The organism is Dietzia sp. NPDC055877, from assembly GCF_053615975.1.
Genome location: NZ_JBSHCV010000003.1, coordinates 372,537 through 397,199, shown reverse-complemented (window position 1 = coordinate 397,199; position 24,663 = coordinate 372,537). Strand labels below are relative to the sequence as shown.

The 24,663-nt window shown below is 70.3% G+C and carries 25 protein-coding genes; 21 read left to right on the top strand and 4 right to left on the bottom strand.

Features of this window, described 5'->3' with window-relative positions; translation table 11 throughout:
- Positions 1 to 95 precede the first annotated feature (95 nt).
- The 3 genes from ACWGLC_RS06230 to ACWGLC_RS06220 are packed head-to-tail and all read right to left on the bottom strand — an operon-like array spanning position 96 to position 3,521.
- Positions 96 to 839 carry a succinate dehydrogenase/fumarate reductase iron-sulfur subunit gene (locus ACWGLC_RS06230; RefSeq protein WP_452099052.1) on the bottom strand — a complete coding sequence of 248 codons (744 nt, stop codon included), beginning with the start codon at positions 837 to 839 and terminating at the stop codon, positions 96 to 98.
- Between the two features lie 52 nt (positions 840 to 891).
- On the bottom strand, positions 892 to 2,868 hold the full coding sequence (locus tag ACWGLC_RS06225; RefSeq protein WP_452099051.1) for a fumarate reductase/succinate dehydrogenase flavoprotein subunit: 1,977 nt from the start codon (positions 2,866 to 2,868) through the stop codon (positions 892 to 894).
- Positions 2,865 to 3,521, bottom strand: a complete 657-nt coding sequence (locus ACWGLC_RS06220) for a succinate dehydrogenase cytochrome b subunit (RefSeq protein WP_452099050.1) — start codon at positions 3,519 to 3,521, stop codon at positions 2,865 to 2,867. Before ACWGLC_RS06220 ends, ACWGLC_RS06225 begins: the two co-directional genes overlap by 4 nt.
- Before the next feature lie 183 nt (positions 3,522 to 3,704).
- On the opposite strand from ACWGLC_RS06220, the gene ftsY reads away from it, so the two are divergent.
- The 17 genes from ftsY (at position 3,705) to ACWGLC_RS06135 (ending at position 20,100) form a co-directional block, all read left to right on the top strand.
- Positions 3,705 to 5,183 carry a signal recognition particle-docking protein FtsY gene (gene ftsY / locus ACWGLC_RS06215; RefSeq protein WP_452099049.1) on the top strand — a complete coding sequence of 493 codons (1,479 nt, stop codon included), beginning with the start codon at positions 3,705 to 3,707 and terminating at the stop codon, positions 5,181 to 5,183.
- 216 nt (positions 5,184 to 5,399) lie between these two features.
- Positions 5,400 to 6,695, top strand: coding sequence for an ammonium transporter (locus ACWGLC_RS06210; RefSeq protein ID WP_452099078.1), 1,296 nt, complete (start codon positions 5,400 to 5,402; stop codon positions 6,693 to 6,695).
- A gap of 27 nt (positions 6,696 to 6,722) precedes the next feature.
- Complete coding sequence (locus ACWGLC_RS06205; protein ID WP_452099048.1) at positions 6,723 to 7,061, top strand: P-II family nitrogen regulator; 339 nt, start codon at positions 6,723 to 6,725, stop codon at positions 7,059 to 7,061.
- 48 nt (positions 7,062 to 7,109) lie between these two features.
- Positions 7,110 to 9,434, top strand: coding sequence for a [protein-PII] uridylyltransferase (locus tag ACWGLC_RS06200; protein ID WP_452099047.1), 2,325 nt, complete (start codon positions 7,110 to 7,112; stop codon positions 9,432 to 9,434).
- Positions 9,435 to 9,551: 117 nt separating this feature from the next.
- Complete coding sequence (gene ffh / locus ACWGLC_RS06195; RefSeq protein ID WP_452099046.1) at positions 9,552 to 11,120, top strand: signal recognition particle protein; 1,569 nt, start codon at positions 9,552 to 9,554, stop codon at positions 11,118 to 11,120.
- A gap of 210 nt (positions 11,121 to 11,330) precedes the next feature.
- Entirely contained in the window at positions 11,331 to 11,816 is a 486-nt protein-coding gene (gene rpsP, locus ACWGLC_RS06190) for a 30S ribosomal protein S16 (protein ID WP_295653159.1), read from the top strand.
- A gap of 5 nt (positions 11,817 to 11,821) precedes the next feature.
- A complete protein-coding gene (locus tag ACWGLC_RS06185; RefSeq protein ID WP_230928758.1) occupies positions 11,822 to 12,064 on the top strand; it encodes an RNA-binding protein in 243 nt (80 codons plus the stop codon).
- Positions 12,065 to 12,093: 29 nt separating this feature from the next.
- Positions 12,094 to 12,627, top strand: a complete 534-nt coding sequence (gene rimM, locus ACWGLC_RS06180) for a ribosome maturation factor RimM (protein WP_452099045.1) — start codon at positions 12,094 to 12,096, stop codon at positions 12,625 to 12,627.
- Positions 12,624 to 13,433: a tRNA (guanosine(37)-N1)-methyltransferase TrmD gene (trmD, locus tag ACWGLC_RS06175; protein ID WP_452099044.1), complete on the top strand. Its 810-nt coding sequence runs from the start codon at positions 12,624 to 12,626 to the stop codon at positions 13,431 to 13,433. The genes rimM and trmD overlap by 4 nt, the downstream gene beginning before the upstream one ends.
- 164 nt (positions 13,434 to 13,597) lie before the next feature.
- Complete coding sequence (gene rplS, locus ACWGLC_RS06170) at positions 13,598 to 13,939, top strand: 50S ribosomal protein L19 (protein WP_230928760.1); 342 nt, start codon at positions 13,598 to 13,600, stop codon at positions 13,937 to 13,939.
- A gap of 62 nt (positions 13,940 to 14,001) precedes the next feature.
- A complete protein-coding gene (gene lepB, locus ACWGLC_RS06165; protein ID WP_452099043.1) occupies positions 14,002 to 14,766 on the top strand; it encodes a signal peptidase I in 765 nt (254 codons plus the stop codon).
- 41 nt (positions 14,767 to 14,807) lie between these two features.
- Complete coding sequence (locus ACWGLC_RS06160) at positions 14,808 to 15,452, top strand: ribonuclease HII (RefSeq protein ID WP_452099042.1); 645 nt, start codon at positions 14,808 to 14,810, stop codon at positions 15,450 to 15,452.
- Positions 15,449 to 15,754 carry a DUF2469 domain-containing protein gene (locus ACWGLC_RS06155; RefSeq protein ID WP_007632861.1) on the top strand — a complete coding sequence of 102 codons (306 nt, stop codon included), beginning with the start codon at positions 15,449 to 15,451 and terminating at the stop codon, positions 15,752 to 15,754. The genes ACWGLC_RS06160 and ACWGLC_RS06155 overlap by 4 nt, the downstream gene beginning before the upstream one ends.
- A 144-nt stretch (positions 15,755 to 15,898) precedes the next feature.
- Positions 15,899 to 16,315, top strand: coding sequence for a YraN family protein (locus ACWGLC_RS06150; protein ID WP_452099041.1), 417 nt, complete (start codon positions 15,899 to 15,901; stop codon positions 16,313 to 16,315).
- A gap of 2 nt (positions 16,316 to 16,317) precedes the next feature.
- Positions 16,318 to 17,835 carry a YifB family Mg chelatase-like AAA ATPase gene (locus ACWGLC_RS06145; RefSeq protein ID WP_452099077.1) on the top strand — a complete coding sequence of 506 codons (1,518 nt, stop codon included), beginning with the start codon at positions 16,318 to 16,320 and terminating at the stop codon, positions 17,833 to 17,835.
- Entirely contained in the window at positions 17,835 to 19,040 is a 1,206-nt protein-coding gene (gene dprA / locus ACWGLC_RS06140; protein ID WP_452099040.1) for a DNA-processing protein DprA, read from the top strand. The genes ACWGLC_RS06145 and dprA overlap by 1 nt, the downstream gene beginning before the upstream one ends.
- A gap of 100 nt (positions 19,041 to 19,140) precedes the next feature.
- Positions 19,141 to 20,100, top strand: a complete 960-nt coding sequence (locus ACWGLC_RS06135; protein ID WP_452099076.1) for a tyrosine recombinase XerC — start codon at positions 19,141 to 19,143, stop codon at positions 20,098 to 20,100.
- Between the two features lie 51 nt (positions 20,101 to 20,151).
- Here the strand turns inward: ACWGLC_RS06135 and ACWGLC_RS06130 are convergent, their stop codons facing one another.
- Positions 20,152 to 20,757 (bottom strand): M23 family metallopeptidase, encoded by a 606-nt coding sequence (locus ACWGLC_RS06130; protein ID WP_452099039.1) that lies wholly within the window; start codon positions 20,755 to 20,757, stop codon positions 20,152 to 20,154.
- A 398-nt stretch (positions 20,758 to 21,155) separates the two neighbouring features.
- Between ACWGLC_RS06130 and rpsB the strand changes: the two genes are divergently transcribed.
- The 4 genes from rpsB (at position 21,156) to frr (ending at position 24,648) form a co-directional block, all read left to right on the top strand.
- Positions 21,156 to 22,037, top strand: a complete 882-nt coding sequence (gene rpsB / locus ACWGLC_RS06125; RefSeq protein WP_452099038.1) for a 30S ribosomal protein S2 — start codon at positions 21,156 to 21,158, stop codon at positions 22,035 to 22,037.
- 208 nt (positions 22,038 to 22,245) lie between these two features.
- Positions 22,246 to 23,070 carry a translation elongation factor Ts gene (gene tsf / locus ACWGLC_RS06120; RefSeq protein WP_230928767.1) on the top strand — a complete coding sequence of 275 codons (825 nt, stop codon included), beginning with the start codon at positions 22,246 to 22,248 and terminating at the stop codon, positions 23,068 to 23,070.
- A 238-nt stretch (positions 23,071 to 23,308) separates the two neighbouring features.
- Positions 23,309 to 24,034, top strand: a complete 726-nt coding sequence (gene pyrH / locus ACWGLC_RS06115; RefSeq protein WP_230928768.1) for a UMP kinase — start codon at positions 23,309 to 23,311, stop codon at positions 24,032 to 24,034.
- Between the two features lie 56 nt (positions 24,035 to 24,090).
- Complete coding sequence (gene frr / locus ACWGLC_RS06110) at positions 24,091 to 24,648, top strand: ribosome recycling factor (protein ID WP_230928769.1); 558 nt, start codon at positions 24,091 to 24,093, stop codon at positions 24,646 to 24,648.
- The last annotated feature ends 15 nt before the right edge of the window (positions 24,649 to 24,663 follow it).

Below are 24,663 nucleotides of genomic sequence, written 5' to 3'. Positions count from 1 at the left end.
TAGACAGCTCCACTTCACAACCGGAGGCCTTCACCTGTCAGCCGAACTCACCAACGCGAGTCGGGACAACCTCCCTGGACATCACATCTAGCCGCTCACCGGCGGCGGAACACCGAGCGCAGGCGCTCACGGTTGACGGCCCCGATCGCGCGTAGCGGGATCCCGGCGGGGCACACCCTCGAACACTCGCCGTAGAGCGAGCAGGGACCGAATTCGCGGTCCGCCTCCCGGACCATCTCCCGGGCCCGCGGGGCGCGGTCGAGCGCGGACACCGGCATGAGCGCCAGGTGCCCGAGCTTGGCACCGACGAACAAGTTCGCCGACCCGTTGGGGCACGCCGCGACGCAGGCGCCGCAGCCGATGCAGGCCGCGAAGTCCAGGGCGGTGTTGGCCGTGTCGTGGTCCTGCAACGTGCTGTCGGCGTCGGGCGCGGCCCCCGCGGGAATGCGCACGTACGCACCGGCCTCGATCACGCCGTCGAGAGCGGAGCGGTCCACCACCAGGTCCCGCACCACCGGGAAGGCGGCCGCACGCAGTGGTTCGATGCGCAGGGTGTCTCCGTCGGAGTACGCGGTGAGCCGCTGGTGGCACGACGGGGTGTTCGCCGCGGGACCGTGGGGGCGACCGTCGACCGTCACCCCGCACGCGCCGCAGATCCCCTCGCGGCAGTCGGAGTCGAACGCCACGGGCTCCCGACCGGAGTCCACCAACCGTTCATTGAGCACGTCGAGCAGTTCCAGCACGCTCATCTCCGGCCGGGCGCCGGACACGTCGTGATGCTCGTACCGTCCCGTGTCCTCCGGCCCGTCCTGGCGCCAGATGCGCAGTGTCAGATCCATGGTGTCCGCCTCCCGGTCTGAGACCGCATCGGTTGCCCCTCGTCGGTGGCTCTCATCGGTAGTCCCTCGTGGTCACACCGACCGTCTGGAATCCGAGAGGCTCGGCGTGCCGGGTGAAGGCGCGCGGGCCGCCCCGGTCGTCTCCCGTGGACTCCCACGCCGAGGCGAAGCACCACGACGCGTCGTCGCGCAGCGCCTCCCCGTCCGGTGTCTGGTGTTCGTCGCGGAAATGGGCGCCGCAGGATTCGTCCCGGTCCAGGGCGTCGACGCACATCAGCTCGGCCAGCTCCAGATAGTCGGCCACCCGGCCGGCCAGTTCGAGGACCTGGTTGAGGTGCTCTCCGGACCCGGTGACCCGGAGATCCGCCCAGAAACGGGCGCGCAGCTCACGGACACGGTCGATCGCCTCGGTGAGCCCCTCCGCGGTCCGCGTGACCCCGCACCCGGCGTAGAGGATCTGCCCGAGTTCGCGGTGGAAGTGGCCCGGCCCGGTCGTCCCGCCCACCGAGAGGAGGGCGTCCACACGCCGGCGGGCGCGGTTCACGGCGGACGCGACCACCTCGTCGTCGTCCGCCGGTAGTTCCCGTCCGAGACGGGTGGCCAGGTGCGCAGGTACCGAGAAGGGCAGGGTGAACCACCCGTCGACACTTGCGCTGAGCAGTGAGTTCGCGCCGAGCCGGTTGGCCCCGTGGTAGCCCCAGCCGCACTCTCCGCCCACGAACAGTCCGGGGACCGAGGTCTGGAGATCGTAGTTGCTCCACAGCCCACCCATCGTGAAGTGACAGGTCGGGGCGATCCGCATCGGGACCGTGTACGGGTCCTCGCCGGTGGCGTGGGTGTACATGTCGAACAGGTTGCCGTAGCGTTCGGCGATCACCTCGCGCCCCACGCGTACCAGCGCGTCCCGGAAGTCCAGGTTCACCGAGTTGCACCGGGGGCCGACGCCCCGGCCGGCCCGGATCTCGGTGGTGATCGCGCGCGAGGCCACGTCACGGGGCACCAGGTTGCCGAACGCGGGGTACCGGCGCTCGAGGAAGTAGTCCCGCTCGGCGTCGGGGATATCCCCCGGGGCCCGCGTGTCGTCGGCACGCAGCGGGACCCAGATCCGCCCGTCGTTGCGCAACGACTCGCTCATGAGGATGGTCTTGGCCTGCCAGTCGGTGTCCTTGGGCAGGGCGGTGGGGTGGAACTGGACGAACGAGGGCGAGGCGAACAGAGCACCCCGCTGGTGGGCGCGCCACACGGCCGAGGCATTGGAGTGCACGGCGAGCGTGGAGTCGCGGAAGACGGTGCCGTACCCGCCCGTGGCCAGTACGACCGCGTGCGCGGTCTCGGCCCGGATCCGGCCGGTGACCAGGTCGCGCACCACAACCCCGTGGCAGCCGGAGTCGTCGACGACGAGGTCGAGCATCTCGTGGCGGGTGTGCAGTTCCACCGCGCCCGCCCCGACCTGCCGCAGTAGGGCCTGTGTCCCGGCGATCTGGAGCTGCTGCCCGGTCTGGCCCCGGGAGTAGTACGTGCGGGAGACCTGCACCCCGCCGAAGGAACGGGTGGCCAGGACGCCGCCGTACTCACGGGCGAACGGGGCGCCGATGGCGGAGAAGTGGTCGATCACCCGCACCGACTCCTCGCCCAGTCGGAACGCCTCGGCCTCCCGACCACGGAAGTCACCACCCTTGACGGTGTCGGTGACGAAGCGGGCGACCGAGTCGCCGTCCACCCGGCGGCCCCGGGCCGCATTGATGCCGCCCTGGGCGGCGACGGAGTGCGCGCGGCGCGGCGCGTCGTGGTAGGTGAACGCCGTGACCCGGTAGCCGAGTTCGGCGAGCGCGGCGGCCGCCCCCGCGCCCGCCAGCCCCGTACCCACCACGACCACGTGGAAGTGCCGGCGGTTCCCGGGGGCGACCAGGGGGTAGGCGTCGCGACGCCGCGCCCATGCCGTGGCGGGGTCGCCGTCCGGCACGCCGCTCAACAGTGCCCGGCCGAGCGAGACGCCCGGGATCGACACCGGAGGCGGCGTGAACGTCATGTCAGCCACCCCATCTGGACAGCCACGGGGATCGCGGCATTACCGAGAAGGACCGCCACGGCGGCGATCCCGCCGATGACCGCGATACCGGCACGGCTCCGGACCCCGGTCACGCCGAGATCGCCGGCCGCTGTGCGGACACCGTGCGCGATGTGCACGGCCAGCAGCAGCATCGTGAACCCGTAGAAGGTGGCCACCCACGGCCGCGCGAGGCTCCCCACGAGGTTGGCGTGGGCCGAGCCCGGGACGAAGGAGGACGGCGCGACCGGCGGGGTGCCGGTGGTCATGTCCAGGATGTGGAAGACGACGAACAGCAGCAGCACCACGCCGGTCACCAGCATCGACCGCGCCCCGAACGATCCTGCGGACAGCCGCCGCCGATGCGGGCCCGCCGACGACCGTGAGCGGCGAACCAACACCACGGAGCACCACAGGTGGGCGACCAGGCACAGCGCGAGCACCACGCGGAGTGCCCACAGGACGCCCTCGTGCGGGACGAGGGGCTCGAGCAACGAACGCAGCCACGCGGCGTAACCGTTGAACGTGGCCGCACCGCTGAACACCTTGAGATTGCCGACCATGTGCACCACGACGAAGGCGGTGAAGACCAGCCCGGTCACCGCCATGACGGCCTTGGCGACCCAGGTGGGCACGACCGGGGCGCGGCGGATAGGGGCTCTGCGTGCACGGGGAGGGGTCGGTGGACCGGCGTGCGGTGGGGCGTGGACATCGGTCACGGCACGAGCACCTCCTTCCGGTGACGAGCGTCAGTCTAGGGCCGCTCCGGACCCCCGGGATCGAGATGACGAAGGGGGCGTTCGGCCATACTGGGCACCGTGAACACCACTACCTGGATCATCGTGGCCGTCGCCGTCGTGCTGTTGCTGGCAGTCATCGCGCTCGTCGTGGGACTGCAGCTCCGCAAAAACCGGCAGATCACCCTCAGCAAACCCGAGGAGAACAAGGAGCTCACCCAACAGGAGCGCTCCGGCAACTACCAGGCTGGAACGGGCTTCTCGTTCACCCAGGCCGGAGGGGCTGCCACCGCCGCGCCACCGAAGGAGCCGCTGCCGCGCGAGACGCCCGCCCCCGTGGAGCCCACGCAGCCCGTCGAGCCCTCGGCCCCGTCGGCCGATCCGGCGCCCGCCGCGCCGGTTGCCGAGCCCGCGCCGCCGGCTCCGACTGCCGTGCCCCCGGCGCCGTCGACGGAGCCGGAGCCGGCGCCCGAGCCGGACATCGAGCCCGGACCGAGCGCGGAGACCGTGGTCGTGGAGCCGACCCCTGTCGAGCCTGTGGTGGTCCCACCCGAGGTCCCCGACGACGAGGTGCCCGTCCACTCGCCGGACGTCATCACCGGCACCCCCGAGCCGGTCGCCCCCATCGAGCGCATCGATCCGTCCGCCGGACGCCTGGATCGACTCCGCGGCCGCCTGTCGCGGTCGCAGAACTCGGTCGGTCAGGGCCTGCTGGGACTGCTCGGTGCGGGCGATCTCGACGAGGACGCATGGGAGGAGATCGAGGACACCCTGATCATGGCCGACCTCGGCGCCGCCATGACCGAGCGCGTGGTCGACACCTTGCGCGAGGAGATCGCCACCCGCCAGGTCCGCACCGAGGCGCAGGTGCGCGACCTGCTGCGGCAGACGCTCATCGACAACCTCCACCCCGAGTACGACCGTTCTTTGCGGGCGCTGCCGAACGACGGGACGCCGGCCGTCCTCCTCGTCGTCGGCGTCAACGGCACGGGTAAGACCACCACCACCGGCAAGCTCGCCCGCGTGCTGGTCGCTGACGGCCGCGCCATCCTCCTCGGCGCCGCGGACACGTTCCGTGCCGCGGCCGCTGACCAGCTCCAGACCTGGGCCGAGCGTGTCGGCGCCGAGGTCGTGCGCGGCAAGGAGGGCGCCGACCCGGCTTCCGTGGCCTTCGACGCCGTCGCGCGGGGGGTGGAGACCGGAGTCGACGCCGTGCTGGTCGACACCGCGGGCCGCCTGCACACCAAGACGGGCCTCATGGATGAGCTCGGCAAGGTCAAGCGCGTCGTGGAGAAGAAGACCCCTGTGGACGAGGTCCTGCTCGTGATCGACGCGACCACCGGTCAGAACGGCCTCATGCAGGCGCGCGTGTTCAAGGACGTCGTGGACATCTCCGGCGTCGTGCTGACCAAGCTCGACGGCACCGCCAAGGGCGGAATCGTATTCCAGGTGCAGCACGAACTCGGCGTGCCGGTGAAGCTCGTCGGACTCGGGGAGGGCGCTGACGACCTGGCACCGTTCACCCCGGAGGCGTTCGTCGACGCGCTGCTCGGGACCTGACCCGGTCGGGGGCTGCCGTGTAGGTACCGGGACGCAGGACACAGGAACGGAACGAAAGGCGCCCGCGCGTAACCGACCGGAAACGTGCGCGCGCACCGGCCGCAACACGACGGCGGAAATCTCTTATCTCGGACGGGGTGGCGACAAGACGCCTCCCCGCGAGACGAGGAGGACCGCATCGTGACAGGTGAGTTCGATACGGGAGACACGGCCTGGATGCTCATGGCGGCATCCCTGGTGCTGCTCATGACACCCGCGCTGGCACTGTTCTACGGCGGGATGTCCCGGCAGAAGTCCGTGCTCAACATGATGATGATGTCGTTCGGGTCGATGGGCCTGGTCGGCATCATCTACCTGCTGTGGGGCTGGTCGATGTCCTACGGCGGACAGTCCGTCGGCGGCGTGTTCGCCAACCCCTTCGAGATGTTCGGGCTCTCCGGGGTGATCGGCGACGCCTCCGGCTGGGTGGCCTCGGGTTCCGGCGCCTACCCGCAGGTCGTCGACGTCGCCTTCCAGGTGACCTTCGCGATCATCACGGTGGCACTCATCTCGGGGGCGCTCGCCGAGCGGGTGAGGTTCGGGACCTGGCTGGCCTTCGCGGGCGTCTGGGTGACCCTGGCGTACTTCCCGCTCGCACACATGGTGTGGGGAGGCGGCCTGCTCTCGCACTCGGAGAACGGGATTGCCGCGAGGATCTTCGGCACCGTCGACGACGGTGAGGGCGGTTTGACCGCCGCGGTCGCCCCGATCGACTTCGCCGGCGGCACGGTCGTCCACATCAACGCGGGTATCGCCGCGCTCGTGCTGGTCCTGCTCATCGGCAGACGCCTGGAGTTCGGGCGCACCGCCTACCGTCCGCACAACCTGCCGTTGGTCATGCTCGGTGCCGCACTGCTGTGGTTCGGCTGGTTCGGCTTCAACGCCGGCTCCGCCTTCGGTGCCGACGGCGCGGCCGGGCTCGCATGGGTCAACACCACCGCGGCCGCCGCCGCCGCCATGCTCGGCTGGCTGCTCGCCGAACGGATCCGGGACGGTCACGCCACCAGCCTCGGGGCCGCCTCGGGTGTGGTCGCCGGTCTCGTGGCCATCACGCCGGCTGCGGGCTCGGTCAGTCCGCTCGGTGCTGTCGCGCTCGGAGCGGTCGCCGGCATCCTGTCCGCGCTCGCGGTGGGGCTGAAGTACCGGTTCGGATACGACGACTCTCTCGACGTGGTGGGCGTCCACCTCGTCGCCGGGCTCTGGGGCACCGTGGCGATCGGCCTGTTCGCCACCGGCACCTTCGACACCGCCGCCGGGCTGTTCTACTCCGCCGATGGTTGGAAACTGCTCGTCATCCAGGCGGTGATCGCGATGGCGGCGCTGGTGTTCACCGCGGTGATGACCACGATCGCCTGGGCGATCTGCAGGCCCCTCGGGTGGCGGATCGATGCGACCGACGAACAGTCGGGCATCGACGGCGCCCAGCACGCGGAGACGGCGTACGAACCCTCCACCACCGCGCTCATCCGCTGAGCCGGACCCACGAAAGGACATCACGACATGAAACTCGTCACCGCGATCATCAAGCCGTTCACCCTCGACGACGTCAAGGCGGCGCTGGAGCAGGCCGGAATCCACGGACTGACCATCAGCGAGGTGCAGGGTTACGGCCGCCAGAAGGGCCACACAGAGGTCTATCGCGGCGCGGAGTACGCCGTGGATTTCGTCCCCAAGATCAGGGTGGAGGTGGTGGTCGACGACGAGGCTGTCGACGCGGTCATCGCCCTGGTCGTCGACTCGGCCCGCACCGGCAAGATCGGCGACGGCAAGGTCTGGGTCACCCCGGTCGAGTCCATCGTCCGCGTCCGCACCGGCGAAGAGGGCCCGGCCGCCATCTGAGCGGCCCGCCGAGGCCCGGGTGTCGCCGCAAGGCGGAGAGGAGTCCCCATGAGCGGGACGTTCGGTATCCAGCGTGCCCGGGCGCTCCGCGAGGGACGCGCGGAACTCCTGGGTGTGTCTCCCGAGCACCTACCCGCGGACGCCCTGAGGGGCGCCCTGTGCGAGTTGTACGAGCGGGAACTCGCCCTCCTGGCCCAGGAGGCCGGCATCGGGGACCGGAGCGGGTTCGTGCTCGTCGCACTCGGCGGCCTCGGGCGCCGCGAAGTGCTCCCGTTCTCGGATCTCGACCTGGTCCTCGTGCACGAGCGGCGCCCGGACCGGGAGCTCGCGAGAATCGCCGAGTCGCTGTGGTACCCGTTGTGGGATTCCGGGATCGAGCTCGACCACAGTGTCCGGACCGTCGACCAGTGTCTGACCGTCGCCGCCTCGGACGTGTGTGCCGGGCTGAGTCTGCTGGACGCCCGCGTCGTGGCCGGCGACGCCGACCTGGGAGCGCTCGTGATCGACGGCGCGCGCCGTCAGTGGCGGAGCCAGATCGCCTCCCGATACGACGACCTGGTCGACGCGGCCGCGGCCCGCCGCCGGCGCGCCGGCGTGATCGCCCATCTCACCGAGCCCGACCTCAAGAACGGGGCGGGAGGCCTGCGGGACCGCCAACTCGTGTCGGCGCTGACGTTGGCGCACCTGTGTGACGGTCGGTCGGCCAGGCCCGAGGATCTGGCGACAGCGCATGCCAGGGTCCTCGATGCGCGGACCGAACTGCACCGCATCAGCGGCCGCCCGCGCGAGGTCCTGCACGCCCAGTACGGCGACGAGGTCGGCCGTGCGCTCGGCGTGGGTGACCGGTTCGAGTTGGCCCGGGCCCTCGGCGACGCCTCCCGCACGATCGCCTTCACCACAGACCAGGCGCTGCGGGTGTCGTGCGCGGCGCTGTCCACACGCGGGCTCACCGGATTACTGCGGCGGTCACCGGTGCGCCGTCCGTTGGCGGACGGGGTGGTGGAGCACGCCGGGGAGGTGGCACTGGCCCGGGGCGCGCGGGTCGAGACCGATCCGTGGCTGCCGCTGCGCGTCGCCTCCGCCGCGGCACGCGCGGGGCTTCCCATCGCTCCCGCGACTCTCGGGGTGCTCGCGGAGCGCTGCCCTCAGCCGGAGGGGCGGTGGCCCGCGGCCGCGCTGTCCGATCTGCTGGTGTTGTTGGGTTCCGGTGACACCCTGCCGCCGGTGTTCGAGGCGCTGGACCGCAGCGGGCTGTGGGAGCGGCTGCTGCCCGAGTGGTCCGGGATCCGCGACCTACCGGCCCGGGAGCGCACCCATGTCTTCCCGGTGGACCGCCACCTCATCCAGACGGTGGTGGCCGCCTCGCGACTCACCACCTCTGTGCGCCGGGCCGATCTGTTGTTACTCGGGGCGTTGCTCCACGACATCGGCAAGTGTCGCGCCGGGGATCACAGCGTGAACGGTGCGGAGATGGTGTGGCCGGTGGCGGTACGGCTCGGGTTGGATGATGACGACGACGAGACACTCGTGCGAATCGTTCGTCACCACCTGTTGTTCGCCAGGTCGGCAGTTCGTCACGACCCACGGGACCCGGCCACGCCCGCCATGCTCATGGCGGTGCTGGAACACGACACGGTGGCGATGGACGTCCTGGCCGCCCTGACCGAAGCGGACTCGATCGCCACCGGACCGACGGTGTGGACCGAGGGGCGGGCGGCCGCTCACGCAGCCCTGGTGGCCGCGTGCCGGGCGACACCGTCCGGTCGCCCCGGTGATCTCGAACCGCCCGCGGTGGACGCGGCCCGCCCGCACGGGCCACCCGACGTCGTCGTCGACCTCCGGACCCGGGGCGCCGGGACCCGCCACGACGTCACCCTCGTCGTGCCCGGTGGGGGACGCTCGCTCGAGGTTGCGGCACAGGTCCTGGCATTCCACCGGCTGGAGGTCGTGGACGCACGGATCGACCTGCGGCCGCCCGGCGGCATGCGGGCGACGATGACGGTGTCCACAGGATTCGGGGCGCCGGTCGACCCCCGGCTGCTCGCCAAGGACCTGCGGCGGTCGATCGATTCGGGATTACCGAGCACGATGCGCAACGCGCTGGGTCGGGCACCCGCGCACCGGCCCCCGGACGTCCCGGCGTCGGTCATCGTCAGCCCGCGCTCCGACGGGGACGGAATCATCCTGGAGGTGCGGGCCCGGGATCGGCCGGGGCTGCTCGCCACGATCGTCTCGTCGCTCCTGGGTGCCGGTGCGAGAATCGACTGGGTTCTGGTGAGAACCCGCGGCTCGGCGGTCGAGGACGCCTTCGCGCTGTCCGGGCGGGGAGCGGTTCTCGGTACGGCGGCGGTCGTCGAGACCGCCCTGTCCTGATACGGACTCGACGACCTCAGCGTGTGCTGACACGGTGTGTCCCGATACCCTGTGTGGAGTCGTCGCCGACGACACCGGGGTTCTCCGTCCCGGGCCGCGAACCAGGGAGCTGTTGCCGTGTTCGAATCCTTGTCCGACCGCCTCACAGGTGCGCTCAAGGACCTCCGTGGCAAAGGCCGGCTCAGTGACGCGGACATCGACGCCACGGCGCGCGAGATCAGGCTGGCGCTACTCGAGGCGGACGTCGCCCTGCCGGTCGTCCGCGCCTTCATCTCGCGGGTCAAGGAGCGGGCCAAGGGCGCAGAGGTGTCCGAGGCGCTCAACCCGGCGCAGCAGGTCGTCAAGATCGTCGATGCCGAGCTCACGGCGATCCTCGGCGGTGAGGCGCGGCGGATCGAGTTCGCCAAGCAGCCCCCGACCGTGATCATGCTGGCCGGCCTCCAGGGCGCGGGTAAGACCACCCTCGCCGGAAAGCTCGCACACTGGCTCAAGGGCCAGGGCCACACCCCGCTGCTCGTGGCGTGCGACCTGCAGCGCCCCGGCGCGGTGGATCAGCTGCAGATCGTCGGTGAGCGGGCCGGGGTCCAGGTGTTCGCGCCGCACCCCGGCACCTCCGTCGGTGGTGACGGCGAGGTCGTGGGGGTCCAGGAACCCGTCTCCGTGGCCCAGCGCGGACTCGCACACGCCCGCGCCAAGATGCACGACGTCGTGATCGTCGACACCGCCGGTCGACTCGGTATCGACGACGAGTTGATGGCCCAGGCGCGGGGGATCCGTGACGCCGTCCAGCCGGACGAGACCTTCTTCGTCCTGGACGCCATGATCGGTCAGGACGCCGTCATCACCGCCGAGGCGTTCCGTGAGGGAGTCGGCTTCACCGGCGTCGTCCTCACCAAGCTCGACGGCGATGCCCGAGGCGGTGCGGCGCTCAGCGTCCGCGAGCTGACCGGCACCCCGATCATGTTCGCCTCCGACGGCGAGAAGCTCGAGGACTTCGACGTCTTCCACCCGGAGCGGATGTCGAGCCGCATCCTCGGAATGGGCGACGTGCTCTCGCTGATCGAGCAGGCCGAGACCGTCTTCGACGCCACGGAGGCCGAGAAGACCGCCGCGAAGATCGGCTCGGGCGAGCTCACCCTCGAGGACTTCCTCGACCAGATGCTGATGATCCGGAAGATGGGGCCCATCGGGAACCTGCTCGGCATGCTCCCGGGCGGCAAGGAGATGAAGGCCGCCGTCGGCGACATCGACGAGAAATACCTGGACCGCATCCAGGCCATCATCCGCGGTATGACCCCGGAGGAGCGGGCCAACCCGAAGGTCATCAACGGGTCCCGCCGCCAGCGCATCGCCAAGGGTTCCGGCGTGACCGTGACCGACGTCAATCAACTCGTGGACCGCTTCTTCGAGGCCCGCAAGATGATGAGCCGGATGGCCGGCCAGATGGGCATGCCGGGCGCTGGCCGCAAGAACCAGCGCAAGGGCAAGAAGGGCAAGAAGGGGCGTGGCCCCACACCGCCCAAGAACCGCGGGATGATGCCGGGCGGCATGCCAGGTATGCCGCCCGGTATGCCCGGTATGCCTCAGGGCATGCCCGACCTGTCGCAGATGCCGCCGGGACTGGATCAGCTCCCGCCCGGCCTCGAGGGGATCGACATCAACGACCTGAAGTTCCCCAAGCGTTGACACACGCTGCTGCGCCGGGCGGGGCGATTGGTGCCCCGGCGGCACGGCGGTCTAGACTGGTCCGCCGGACGCCGTCACCGGTGGAACCACGCGCCCAAGCGCGGGTTCCGTGCCGACCGGCGGTCACCCGCAAGGCGAAACCGGGCCCCGCAACCAGTGCGGGCGTCGCTGAATCGCCACGTGACCTGCAACAGAAAGTGAGACGCCCACATGGCCGTCAAGATCAAGCTCACCCGCCTCGGCAAGATCCGCAACCCGCAGTACCGCGTGATCGTGGCCGACGCCCGCACCCGTCGTGACGGCCGGTCGATCGAGACCATCGGTCTCTACCGTCCCAAGGAGGAGCCCAGCTTCGTCCAGATCGACTCCGAGCGCGCCCAGTACTGGCTCGGCGTCGGCGCCCAGCCGACCGAGGCCGTCGAGCAGCTGCTCAAGCTGACCGGTGACTGGCAGAAGTTCAAGGGCATCGAGGGCGCCGAGGGCACCCTGAAGGTCGCCGAGCCCAAGCCCAGCAAGCTGGACCTGTTCAACAAGGCGCTCGAGGAGGCCCAGGGCGAGCCGTCCGCCGAGGCCATCACCACCAAGCGCAAGGCCGAGAAGGCCAAGAAGGCCGAAGAGGCCAAGAAGGCGGAGGAGGCCGCTGCGGCCGAGTCCACCGAGGGCGAGGCCGCCGAGGCCGAGTCCGCAGAGGCCTGAGTCTGATGAACGACATGGTTGTCGACGCCGTCGACCATCTCGTCCGCGGCATCGTGTCGGATCCCGACGCGGTGGCCGTGCGGTCGAGTGGTGGCCGGCGCGGCGCCGTGATCCGGGTGACGGTCGCCCCGTCCGATCTCGGTCGGGTGATCGGCCGTGGTGGTCGCACCGCTTCGGCGATCCGGACCATCGTCACCGCTGTGGGTGGCCCGGGAATCCGTGTCGACGTCGTCGACACCGACCGTTGACCCGCCAGTAGCCCGAGGACAAGGACACCATGGAGCTCGTCGTCGGACGCGTCGTCAAATCGCACGGCGTCCGAGGCGAGCTCGTGGTCGAGGTGCGGACCGACTCCCCCGAGGAGCGGTTCGCCCCCGCGAGCCGTCTCGTCGGCCGCACCGGCCGTGGCAACAACACGGCGGATCGTGACGTGACGATCGAAGCCGCCCGGAGTCACTCCGGGCGGCTTCTCGTGCGTCTCGAAGGGGTGGGGGACCGGGACACCGCCGACGCGCTGCGCGGCATGCTGCTGCTCGTCGACTCCGGGGCGCTTCCTGACCCACAGGACCCGGACGAGTTCCACGACCACCAGTTGCTCGGACTCCGTGTGCTCGATACCTCGGGCGACCGCCTCGGTGAGGTCGTCGAGGTCGTGCACACCGCCGCGGGCGAACTGCTGGGCATCCGTCTCGCCGACGGGTCCGACGCGCTGGTGCCATTCGTGACGGAGATGGTCCCGGAAGTGGATCTCGCCGGGGGCACGTGTGTGATCGATCCGCCGGAAGGACTGCTCGAACTGGGCAGCTCATGACCGCCGCCGACGAACGTGGTGGGGCCGGCCCGGCGCTGCGACTCGACGTCGTCACCGTCTTTCCCGAGTACCTCGCCCCGCTCCGGCTGGCCCTGCTGGGCCGCGCCGTCGACCGCGGGATCGTCGAAGTGGGGATACACGACCTGCGTGACTGGACGCATGACGTCCACCGATCCGTGGACGACACCCCGTTCGGCGGTGGCCCCGGCATGGTCATGCGCCCCACCGTGTGGGGCGAGGCACTGGACGATCTCGTCCCCGTGCCGCACCCGGACACCCGAGGGGACGACCGGCCGCTGCTGATCGTGCCCACCCCCGCTGGCCGACCATTCACCCAGTCCGACGCCCATCGCTACGCGCGCCGGCGACACCTGTTGTTCGCGTGTGGGCGCTACGAGGGGATCGACCAGCGTGTGGTCGACGAGGCATCCGAGACGATGGACGTCGACGAGGTCAGCATCGGCGACTACGTCCTCATCGGGGGAGAGGTGGCCGTACTCGTGATCGCCGAGGCGGTCGTCCGCCTCCTGCCCGGGGTTCTGGGCAATCGCCGCAGCCACGAGGAGGACTCCTTCTCCGACGGCCTGCTCGAGGGGCCCTCGTACACCAGGCCCGAGGTCTGGCGGGACCGCGCGGTTCCGGAGGTGCTCAAGTCAGGAAACCACGCCAGGATAGACCGCTGGCGTCGGGACCAGTCGCTGCGCCGGACCGCCGAGCGGCGACCGGAGCTGCTGGCCCGCGCCGAACTGGACACACCGGATCTGGCCCTGCTCGCCGAGCTCGGATGGGCGCCACCGCAGCCCTGATTTGGGGCGTGCGCACCAGTGATGGCACACTAGCGAGGTTGACCTTCCGGGCGTCCTGCACGCCCGTCGTCGGTCGCGCTGATCCGGGGCACGAACCGGTTGTCCCACCTACACGGTGGGCGCCAGGGTCCTCTGTCCTCATTCCTGACATGCAAGGAACATCAATGAACACTCTCGATTTCATCGACAACAAGTCCCTGCGGGACGACATCCCCGAGTTCCGGGCCGGCGACACGCTCGACGTGCACGTCAAGGTCATCGAGGGCACGAAGGAGCGTATCCAGGTCTTCAAGGGCGTCGTGATCCGTCGCCAGGGCGGCGGCGTCCGCGAGACCTTCACCATCCGCAAGGTCTCGTTCGGCGTCGGCGTCGAGCGCACCTTCCCGGTGCACTCGCCGAACATCGACCGGATCGATGTGCTGGTGCGCGGTGACGTCCGTCGCGCCAAGCTGTACTACCTGCGTGCTCTCCGCGGCAAGGCCGCGAAGATCAAGGAGAAGCGCTGATCGCGTAGAGCGAGTCCTACTCGGCCGCCGACGGTGGCAGGGAATCGACTACGCTCGTCCGGGTGAGCAGCACCGAATCGCCTGGACATGACCCCGCCGAGCCGGGGCCCCGTGAAGACGGGGCCCCGGCTCGCGGCGTCGAGAAGAAGGGCCAGCCCTGGTACATAGAGATCCCCCTGCTGGTGGTGATCGCGCTCGTCCTGGTCTTCGTGTTCCAGACCTTCGTGGGGCGGGTGTACCAGATCCCCTCCGAGTCGATGGAGCCCACGCTCCACGGCTGCGTGGGATGCACCGGGGACCGGATCTTCGTCGACAAGATCAGTTATCGGTTCGGTGACCCGGAGCCCGGCGATGTGGTGGTGTTCAAGGGGCCGGATTCCTGGAACCAGGGCTACCAGTCGATCCGATCGGACAATCCCGTCATCCGCACCCTGGAGAACATCGGCGGCGTCATCGGCGTCGTCCCGCCCGACCAGAACGACCTCGTGAAGCGCGTCGTCGCCGTGGGCGGCCAGACGGTGGGCGGATGTTCCCCGGACGGCCGGCTGCTGGTAGACGGTCAGCCGCTGGACGAGCCGTACCTCAACGAGGATCCGACGGTGAACCGCAATCCCATGAACTGTGCGTTCGGGCCCATCACGGTGCCCGAGGGCAACTACTGGGTGATGGGTGACAACCGGAACAACTCGGCCGACTCGCGTTTCCACATGGGCGACGAGTTCCAGGGGACGGTGCCGGGCGAGAACATCATCGGCAAGGTCCAGGCGATCATCCTGCCCTTCAACCGGATCGGGACGGTCTCCTCCCCGGACATCAGCGTCGGGTGAGGCCGGTCGGTCTCAGGCCGGCCCTGCCGGACCGCGCGCGGGTGACCCGCAGGGCTGGTCGTCTGGCTCTCGAGGCGGCCGTCTCACGTCGCGGTCTGGGTCCCGCCGCCGGGGTCGATGAGGCGGGCCGGGGTTGTTGCGCCGGCCCTCTCGTCGTCGCGGCGTGTGTTCTCGGAGACCGGTTACACCCCGAACTCGCGGACCTCGATGATTCGAAGAAGCTCTCGCCCGCCACCCGTGAACGACTCCACGACGCGGTCATGCGCCGTGCGGTGGCGATGTCTGTGGTGGTGATCGACCCGGAGCACATCGATGCGCGGGGGATCCACCGCTGCAACCTCGAGGGGATGCGTCGCGCGGTGGCCGGGCTGGATCCGTCTCCGGGTTTCGTGTTCACGGACGGGTTCGCCGTCGACGGGCTCGGGTGCCAGTCCACGGCGGTCATCGGGGGTGATGCGGTGGTCGCATCCATCGCCGCCGCGAGTGTCCTCGCGAAGGTGACGCGTGATCGGATTATGGTGGACCTCGACTCGCGGTACCCGGGCTACGGGTTCGCCTCCCACAAGGGATACGGGACCGCACGTCACGCCAGGGCGATCGAGGAACTCGGTCCCAGCGACATCCATCGCATGTCGTACGCCAACGTCCGTCGCGCCGCGCAGGCGCATTCGAGGAGCACGAGATGAGCGCCGAGGATCTGGAGAACTACGAGACCGAGATGGAGCTCTCGCTTTATCGCGAGTACCGCGACATCGTCGGGCAGTTCACCTATGTCGTCGAGACGGAGCGCCGCTTCTACCTCGCCAACGCCGTTGAACTCATCCCGAGGTCCGCTGACGGCGAGGTGTACTTCGACGTCCGCATGTCCGATGCCTGGGTGTGGGACATGTACCGACCTGCGCGTTTCGTCAAGTACGTGCGCGTGTTGACGTTCAAGGACGTCAATATCGAGGAGCTGGACAAGCCCGAGCTCCGCCTTCCCGAGTAGGCATCCGGGGCGATTGTCCACAGGCCCCGGACTCTCCACAGACCGTCTCCGACCCGGCCCGCATCCGGCGGGCCGGGTCGTCTGCGTCCGGCAGGGTGATCCCCGGCGGACCCGGGTGGGCCGGGTCGCCGGGAGGGGCGGGCGATGGCGGGTCACGAGGGGGACGGGAGCCGGAGGGCGGGGACGTCCGGGCGACGCAGGCCGGACCGGCGGCAACAGATCGGGAGGGCGGGGGAGAAGCACGCGGAATCGCTCCTGAGGTCCAGGGGCGCCGAGGTCCTGGCACGCAACTGGCGGTGTGCGGCCGGGGAGCTCGATCTGGTGGTGCTCGACGCCGCGGGTCGTCTCCGGTTCGTCGAGGTGCGCACCCGTACGGGCCCGGGCTTCGGCACCCCCGCCGAGTCGGTCACACCGGCCAAGCAGCACCAGGTTCGCATGGTGGCGAAGTACTGGCTCGCAGCCAACCCGGGCGGGTGGCGTCAGGTGTGCTTCGACGTCGTCGGGGTGGACCTGTCCGAGTCCGATCGTCCGCGGCTGGAGCTGTTCGAGGACGTGATGTGACAGTGGCGCTCGGACGCACGTGGGCGGTCACCCTCCAGGGGGTCGGTGGACAGTTGGTCGAGGTCGAGGCGGATGTGGGCCGTGGGCTGCCGGCGGTGAGCATCGTGGGTCTTCCGGACAAGGCGGTATTGCAGGCCAGGGACAGGGTCCGGGCCGCGGTCGTCAACTCCGGCCTCACCTGGCCGCCGGGCAGGGTCGTGCTCTCACTGTCGCCTGCGGCGGTCCCCAAACGGGGCTCAGGCTTCGATCTCCCGCTCGCGATCGGGGTCCTCACCGCGTCGGGCGAACTCCCGGCCGGGGCGTTCGAGGGGACGCTGCTGGTGGGGGAGCTCGCACTGGACGGGCGCATCAGGCCCGTGAGAGGCGTCCTTCCCGCGGTCCTCGCTGCGCGGGAGGCCGGGTTGGAACGGGCGATCGTGCCGGGGGCGAACCTGGCAGAGGCTCGTCTCGTTAGGGGAATCGCCACGGCCGGGGCGGACTCGCTCGCGATGATCGCCGTCTGGTGCCGCGGCTCAGGGGATCTGGTCTCGGAGGCGGCAGCGCCGCGGGGCGTCGCGGACGGTGATGACTCCGACCTGGCCGAGGTGGTGGGCCAGGACGATTGCCGGCGTTCCATCGAGGTCGCGGCGGCCGGCGGCCACGCGGTTCTTCTTCGCGGGGCCCCCGGGACGGGCAAGACGATGTTGGCGCGCAGGCTCCCCGGGTTGCTGCCCGATCTGGACGAGCAGGCGGCGCTCGAGGCCACCGCGATCCATTCGGTCATGGGCAAGCTCTCCTCCCGGGACCCGCTGCTGCGCCGTCCGCCGTTCGTCGCCCCACACCACGACGCGTCGACGGCGGCGCTCGTCGGCGGCGGGTCCACCACACCGCGCCCCGGGGCGGTCTCGCTGGCGCACAGGGGAGTGCTGTTCCTCGATGAATGTGCGGAGTTCTCCGGCCGCGTGCTCGACAGCCTCAGGACACCGCTGGAGGAGGGCGAGATACGGATCGCCCGGAGCGACGGGATCATGGTCTTTCCCGCGAGGTTCCAACTCGTCATGGCCGCGAACGACTGCCCCTGTGGCGCCGCGAGGCCGGACGACTGCACCTGCTCGCCTGACGCGCGCCGCCGCTACGGGCGGGCTCTGACCGGTCCGCTGCGGGACCGGATCGATATCGCCGCGCGGACTCTGCCGGTCGGTTCGGGATTGTTCGCGGTGGGGGAGATCGAGGACACCGCGGTCGTGCGGGCCAGGGTGACGACGGCGAGGGCCGCCGCCGCCGATCGGTGGGCGGGGTGCGCGGAGGCGAACGGCGCCGCGGCCAACGCCGGCGTGCCCGGGCGGGTCCTGCGATCACTGAAGGCGCTGGACAGGCGTGCCCTCCGCCCGCTTGACCGTGCGCTGGCCCACGGTGTCCTGTCTCCACGTGGTGTGGATCGGTGTCTCCGTCTGGCGTGGACGGTCGCGGACCTGGAGGGGGCCGTCGTGCCCACCGAATCGCATGTCGCCGAGGCGATGGTGCTGAGAGGAGAGGACTGATGGCAGGGCTGTTCGAGACGGCGGTCCCGGCGACGGATGAGGTCCGCGCGGCGTACGCCTATTTGGGTGCAGTGACGGAGAGGCCCACCGCACAACTCTGGGACCTGGTGGACACGGTCGGGCCGGTCGAGGCCCGCGACCGGATCCGGAGGAAGCAGGTGCCCGAGGGGCTGGCCGATCAGACCGAGGCACGACGAGACGTGGTCGACGGGGCCGGACTTCTGGATGACGCCCACAGGTCGGGGGCACGGCTGCTGGTGCCGGGCGATCCCGGCTGGCCGGACTGGCTGCTCGCGCCCCTCGATCGACCACGGGGGAGACGGCGCGATGGCACGGGCGGGGTGCCCACGGCGTTACGGCCGCTGGGGCTGTGGTGGCGTGGTCCCGCCGATCCGGCCACGGCGCTGGGTCGGTCGGTGGCGGTGGTCGGAACCCGCGCACCCACCGCGTACGGGCGGGCGGTGACCGCGGACCTGTCCGCCGGGGTATCGGCCGAGGACTTCACCGTGGTCTCCGGGGGAGCGTTCGGGATCGACGCCGCCGCGCACCGTGCCGTGTTGGGGGCGGGAGGGGTGACCATCGCGGTTCTGGCAGGAGGCGTGGACCGGCTGTACCCCCGGGGGAACGACTCCATGCTCCGGCAGATCGCGGAAACCGGGGCGGTGATCTCGGAACAGCCCCCGGGGACCGGCGTGACCCGGTACAGGTTCCTGGACCGGAACAGGATCATCGCGGCCCTGACATCCGCGACCATCGTGGTGGAGGCGGCCGCACGGAGCGGGGCCCTGAGCACCGCGGCGTGGGCGGCGGCGCTGGAGCGGCCGGTCGGCGCGATACCGGGTCCTGTGACGTCGGTGGCATCGGTCGGGACCCATCTGCTGATCCGCGATCGCGGAGCCGTGTTGATCGGACGGACGGCCGACGTGGTGGAGTTGGCCGGCGATATGGGGGAGACGGCGGCGCCACCGTCCGGGGGCACCTCGACCTGGGACGGACTGGATGACGTGACCCGGCGGGTGCTGGAGGCCCTACCGACCACCGGTGGTGTGGCACCGGCCGAGGTCGCGGCGTCGGCGGGGATCCCGCCGAGTACGACCCGGGCGGTACTGGGTCGACTGATGTCGACGGGAGCGGCGGTCCGGGGGCCGCAGGGGTGGCGACGATCCGGTGGGGGCGGCGTGCAGATGAGCCTGTCGGTGGGCTGACCGGGCGCCAGCGGGGCCGGCCGGTGATGGCTGCGCGAAGCCCGCGGCGTTCTTCTTGCGTGCGATCGCGGGTGGGGTGATGATGGGACTCATGGGACGCATGGGTTCACAAGGGGCGGTCGGTCGCGAAGTGCCTCCCGCGCTCGAACCCGTCCTGGACGACTTCGCCGACCATCTCCGCGCCGGCCGGTCCCGCTCCGAGGCGACGGTCCGCGCCTACCGTTCCGACGCGCGAGCGCTGCTGTCCCGGCTCTCGACCGAGCCGGGGGGCCCGGCCTGCGCAGCCGATCTCGCCGGGGCGTTCACCCTGCCCGCCCTCCGGGGGTGGCTCGCCGAACAGGTCTCCGCCGGGGCGGCGCGCTCGAGCGTCGCGCGGCGGGTGGCGGCGGCGCGATCATTCAGCACCTGGGCGAGCCGGACGGGACTCGTCCCGACGGATGTCGCCGCCCGCCTCGAAGCACCGAAGGCGCAGCGCCACCTTCCGGAGGTGCTGCAGACCGCCCAGGCCGCCGAGGTGCTCCGGACGACTGAACTCGGGGCGGCGGAGGGCGACCCGATCGCCCTACGGGACCAGCTCGTCGTGGAACTCCTGTACTCCTGCGGGATCCGGGTGGCCGAGCTGTGCGGACTGGACGTGGACGACCTCGACCGGGAACGACGCCTGCTGCGGGTACTCGGCAAGGGTGGCCGTGAACGTTCTGTTCCCTACGGCCGCCCGGCCGAGGCCGCATTGCGGCTCTGGCTCGACGCGGGGCGACGAGCTCTTGCCACCGACCGTTCCGGACCAGCTCTGCTGTTGGGGGCCCGGGGCGGCAGGCTCGACCCGCGGGCCGCACGTCGGATCGTCAACGAGGTGACGGCGGTGACCCCGGGATCGCCCAGGGTCTCGCCGCACGCCCTGCGGCACAGTTCGGCGACACACCTCCTCGAGGGCGGCGCCGACCTGCGCCATGTCCAGGAACTGTTGGGGCATTCGACGCCGGCGACCACGCAGATCTACACCCATGTCTCGGCCGATCGCCTCCGCGCCGCGTACCGCGGAGCCCACCCGCGGGCATGAGACCGGGGCGGGGGAAAGGGCGAGTAAGGCAGGCGCGGCCCGGCGCAGTGATCAGGCTTCGCCGTCCCCGGGACGGGTGGGCTTGAGTCGGATCGGCCGGTCCGAGACGAGTGTCAGCGACAGTGGGTCGACGTAGTCGTCGTCGTCACCTCCCGGGTTCCCCGAAGCGACGCGTGCGCCCCAGTGCAGGCACGCTTCCATGGGGCACCCCGGGTGTCCCGCGACGAGGTGCCCGACCGTCTGGCCCGTCGAGACCTCATCGCCTTTCAGGACACTCGCCGTCACCGGTTCGTAGGTGGTCCGTAGGCCGTGGCCATGATCCAGGGACAGCACCGGCTTTCCACCCACCGACCCCGCGAACAGCACGGTGCCGGGTGCCGGCGCGAGCACGGGCGACAGGGGCTCGGCCGCCAGATCGACGCCCCGATGCCCGGCGAGCCAGCGGTGTTCGGGGGGATCGAAGCCGGTCACCGGGACCGCCGGGCCCGGGACGGGGCTGCGGAACCGCACCGTCGGGGCGGCAGGCGCGGCGGGGTGGGGCAGCACAGCGGCGAGCAGAACCCCCGCCACCGCCACCCCCACCGCGGCGGCGCCGGCCCTTGTGGCTCCGGCACGGTCCATCCGCACGGCTCCCGGTACGCCTCGCTCGTCTCCCATGACCCCAGTGGAGCGTGTCCCGGGGCGCGGCGCGAGAGTCCCGGCGCCGGGTGTGGAGAAACTCGACGACCATCCACAGGTGTTCGTCGCCGTCGCCGTCTTGGCGGACAGACGCACCACCGGATATGCTTCCCGGTGCGGTCGACTCTGCAGTCGATTGACTTCGCGTGTCCTGCCCCGCCCGCGGGTGGAGCATCCGGACCCGTGATCCCCTGGATCACGGACCCTCCGGACGACGGACCAGTTGGTGCCCCTGGCTGTTCAGGGGTGAGGTCCGGCGCGGACACCAGGGCCCGAGGCCACCCGGCTGAAGGGCGTAACCCGATACAGATTCAGAAAGCGAGGACGAGGGCCTCGCGGTCCGGCTGCTTCCAAGCCGGACGAGCCCTCAACCCATCATGGCAGTTATCTCCATGAAGCAGCTGCTCGACGCAGGTGCTCACTTCGGTCACCAGACCCGTCGCTGGAACCCGAAGATGCGCCGGTTCATCTTCACCGACCGCAACGGCATCTACATCATCGACCTGCAGCAGACCCTGACGTACATCGACCAGGCGTACGAGTTCGTCAAGGAGACCGTCGCCCACGGCGGCACCGTCCTGTTCGTCGGCACCAAGAAGCAGGCCCAGGAGGCCATCGCCGAGGAGGCCGCCAAGGTCGGGATGCCGTACGTCAACCAGCGCTGGCTGGGCGGCATGCTCACCAACTTCCAGACCGTGCACCAGCGGCTCCTGCGCCTCAAGGAGCTCGAGTCGATGGAGCAGTCGGGTGGCTTCGAGGGTCGCACCAAGAAGGAAATCCTCATGCTCACGCGTGAGAAGAACAAGCTCGAGCGCACGCTCGGCGGTATGCGTGACATGACCAAGGTTCCTTCGGTGGTGTGGGTCGTCGACACCAACAAGGAGCACATCGCCGTCGGCGAGGCCCGCAAGCTCAACATCCCGGTCGTCGCGATCCTCGACACCAACTGTGACCCGGACGTCGTCGACTACCCGATCCCGGCGAACGACGACGCGATCCGCTCGGTGACCGTGCTGACCCGCGTGATCGCCTCCGCCGTCGCCGAGGGCCTCAAGGCCCGCTCGCAGGCCGGCAAGACCACCGGCGACCAGGCCGAGCCCCTCGCCGAGTGGGAGACCGAGCAGCTCGACCAGGTCACCGGCGAGGCCGCCGCTCCGGAGGCCGCCGAGGCCCCCGCCGAGATCACCGGCACCGAGTCGCCCGTGGCGGAGCCGCCCGCCGCGGAGGCCGCCCCCGAGGCGCCCGCCACCGAGGTCTGATCCTCAGGCACCAGCTCGAGACATGTCGGGCCCGGCCGCCCATGACCCCTCGCGGGGGTCCCCGGGTGGCCGGGCCCGACGTGTCACCGGCGGTGGGAACCGGTCTCCATCGGCGCTTCGGCGTCTAGGGTGGAGGCGGATTCGTCCGCCGACCGACGCGACTACTTTTCACGACACATCCAACCCCTATAAGGAGGGTCGCCCCACAATGGCGAACTACACCGCTGCCGACGTCAAGCGTCTGCGTGAGCTCACCGGCTCCGGGATGATGGACTGCAAGAAGGCTCTCGAGGAGACCGACGGCGACTTCGACAAGGCCGTCGAGGTCTTGCGCATCAAGGGCGCCAAGGACGTGGGCAAGCGCGCCGAGCGCGCCACCGCCGAGGGCCTGGTCGCCGTCAAGGACGGCGTCATGGTCGAGCTCAACTCCGAGACCGACTTCGTCGCCAAGAGCGCCGAGTTCATCGCGCTCGCCGACAAGATCGTCGGCGTGGCCGCCGCCCAGGGCATCTCCGATCTCGACGCGCTGAACGCCGCCGAGCTGGACGGCACCACCGTCGCCGACGCGGTCGTCGCCTTCTCCGCCAAGTCCGGCGAGAAGCTCGTCCTGCGTCGCGTGGGCAAGCTCGACGGCCCCGTCGCCGTCTACCTGCACAAGCGTTCGTCGGATCTGCCGCCGGCCGTCGGCGTCCTGGTCGCCTACTCGGGCGAGGGCGAGGCCGCCGAGTCCGCCGCCCGTTCCGCCGCGATGCAGATCGCCGCGCTCAAGGCCCAGTACCTCTCGCGTGACGAGGTCCCCGCCGACGTCGTCGCCAAGGAGCGCGAGATCGCCGAGGCCACCGCCCGCGAGGAGGGCAAGCCGGAGCAGGCACTGCCCAAGATCATCGAGGGTCGGCTCAACGGCTTCTACAAGGACGTCTGCCTCCTGGACCAGGCCTCCGTCACCGACAGCAAGAAGACCGTCGGTGCGCTTCTCGAGGAGGCCGGCGCGAAGGTCACCTCGTTCCTGCGCTTCGAGGTCGGTCAGGCCTGACCCGCGCCTGAGCCGCTTCGTGCGGTGAACCAGCGACGGCGGTACCCGGGGATCGGGTGCCGCCGTCGCTCGTCGTGCCCACCGGGTGCGCCCGCCTCCGGCGGGCTGCGCTGTGGAGGGCGTGCGGATAGGGCAGAATGTACCCGGCTCCACCATGGGCCGGACAGCTCCTCGACGACACGGTGTCAGGAGCGTCGACGCGCGACACGGGCTCGATCCGCCCGGGACGAGGAGAACGATGACCGACCCGCTGCACGGGTACAAGCGTGTGATGCTCAAGCTGGGTGGCGAGATGTTCGGCGGCGGTGGCGTGGGCATCGATCCGGACGTCGTGCAGTCCGTCGCGCGCCAGATCGCAGAGGTCTCGAGGACCGGGGCCCAGATCGCGATCGTGATCGGTGGTGGCAACTTCTTCCGTGGCGCCCAGTTGCAGCAGCGCGGACTCGACCGCGCCCGGAGCGACTACATGGGGATGCTGGGCACCGTGATGAACTGCCTGGCCCTCCAGGATTTCCTCGAGCAGGAGGGCATCTCCACGCGGGTGCAGACGGCCATCCACATGGGTCAGGTGGCGGAGCCGTACATCCCGCTGCGCGCCGAGCGGCACCTCGAGAAGGGCCGGGTCGTGATCTTCGGTGCCGGCATGGGCATGCCCTACTTCTCCACCGACACCACCGCCGCCCAGCGGGCGCTGGAGATCCGGGCGGACGTGTTGCTCATGGCAAAGGCCGTCGACGGTGTGTACTCCGATGATCCGCGGACGAACCCGGATGCCGAGCTGTACGCCCGCATCGAGCACCGTGAGTGCCTGGAGCAGGGTCTCAAGGTCGCGGACGCCACAGCGTTCAGCCTCTGCATGGACAACAACATGCCGATCTTGGTCTTCAACATGCTCACCGAGGGCAATATCGCCCGCGCGGTGGCCGGTGAGCAGATCGGGACCCTGGTGAGCAGCCCGGCCTGACCCGGCCGCAGTAGGACCACGCACCCACCAGCCGACACGAACGAAAAGAGACGAAGATGATCGACGACACCCTGCTCGAGGCCGAGGAGAAGATGGAGAAGGCGATCGAGCACGTCCGCGACGAGCTCTCCGCCATCCGCACCGGTCGTGCGAATCCGGGCATGTTCAACCGGGTCATGTGCGAGTACTACGGAACGATGACACCTATCACCCAGATGGCGACCATCACGGTCCCGGAGCCCCGCATGCTCATCATCAAGCCGTACGAGATGTCGCAGATGGGCCCCATCGAGAACGCGATCCGTAACTCGGACCTCGGCGTCAACCCGACGAACGACGGCCAGGTGCTCCGCGTGACCGTCCCGCAGCTCACCGAGGAGCGCCGCAAGGACCTGGTCAAGCAGGCCAAGGCCAAGGCGGAGGACGGTCGCATCGCGCTTCGCGGGGTGCGCCGCAAGGCGATGGATGAGCTCAAGCGCATCGACAAGGACGGCGAGGCGGGCGAGGACGAGGTCAACGCCGCGGAGAAGGAGCTCGACAAGGTCACGCAGCGCTACGTGGCCGAGGTCGACGAGATCGTGAAGGGCAAGGAAGCCGAACTGATGGAGGTCTGACCCCTCCCGGGTTCT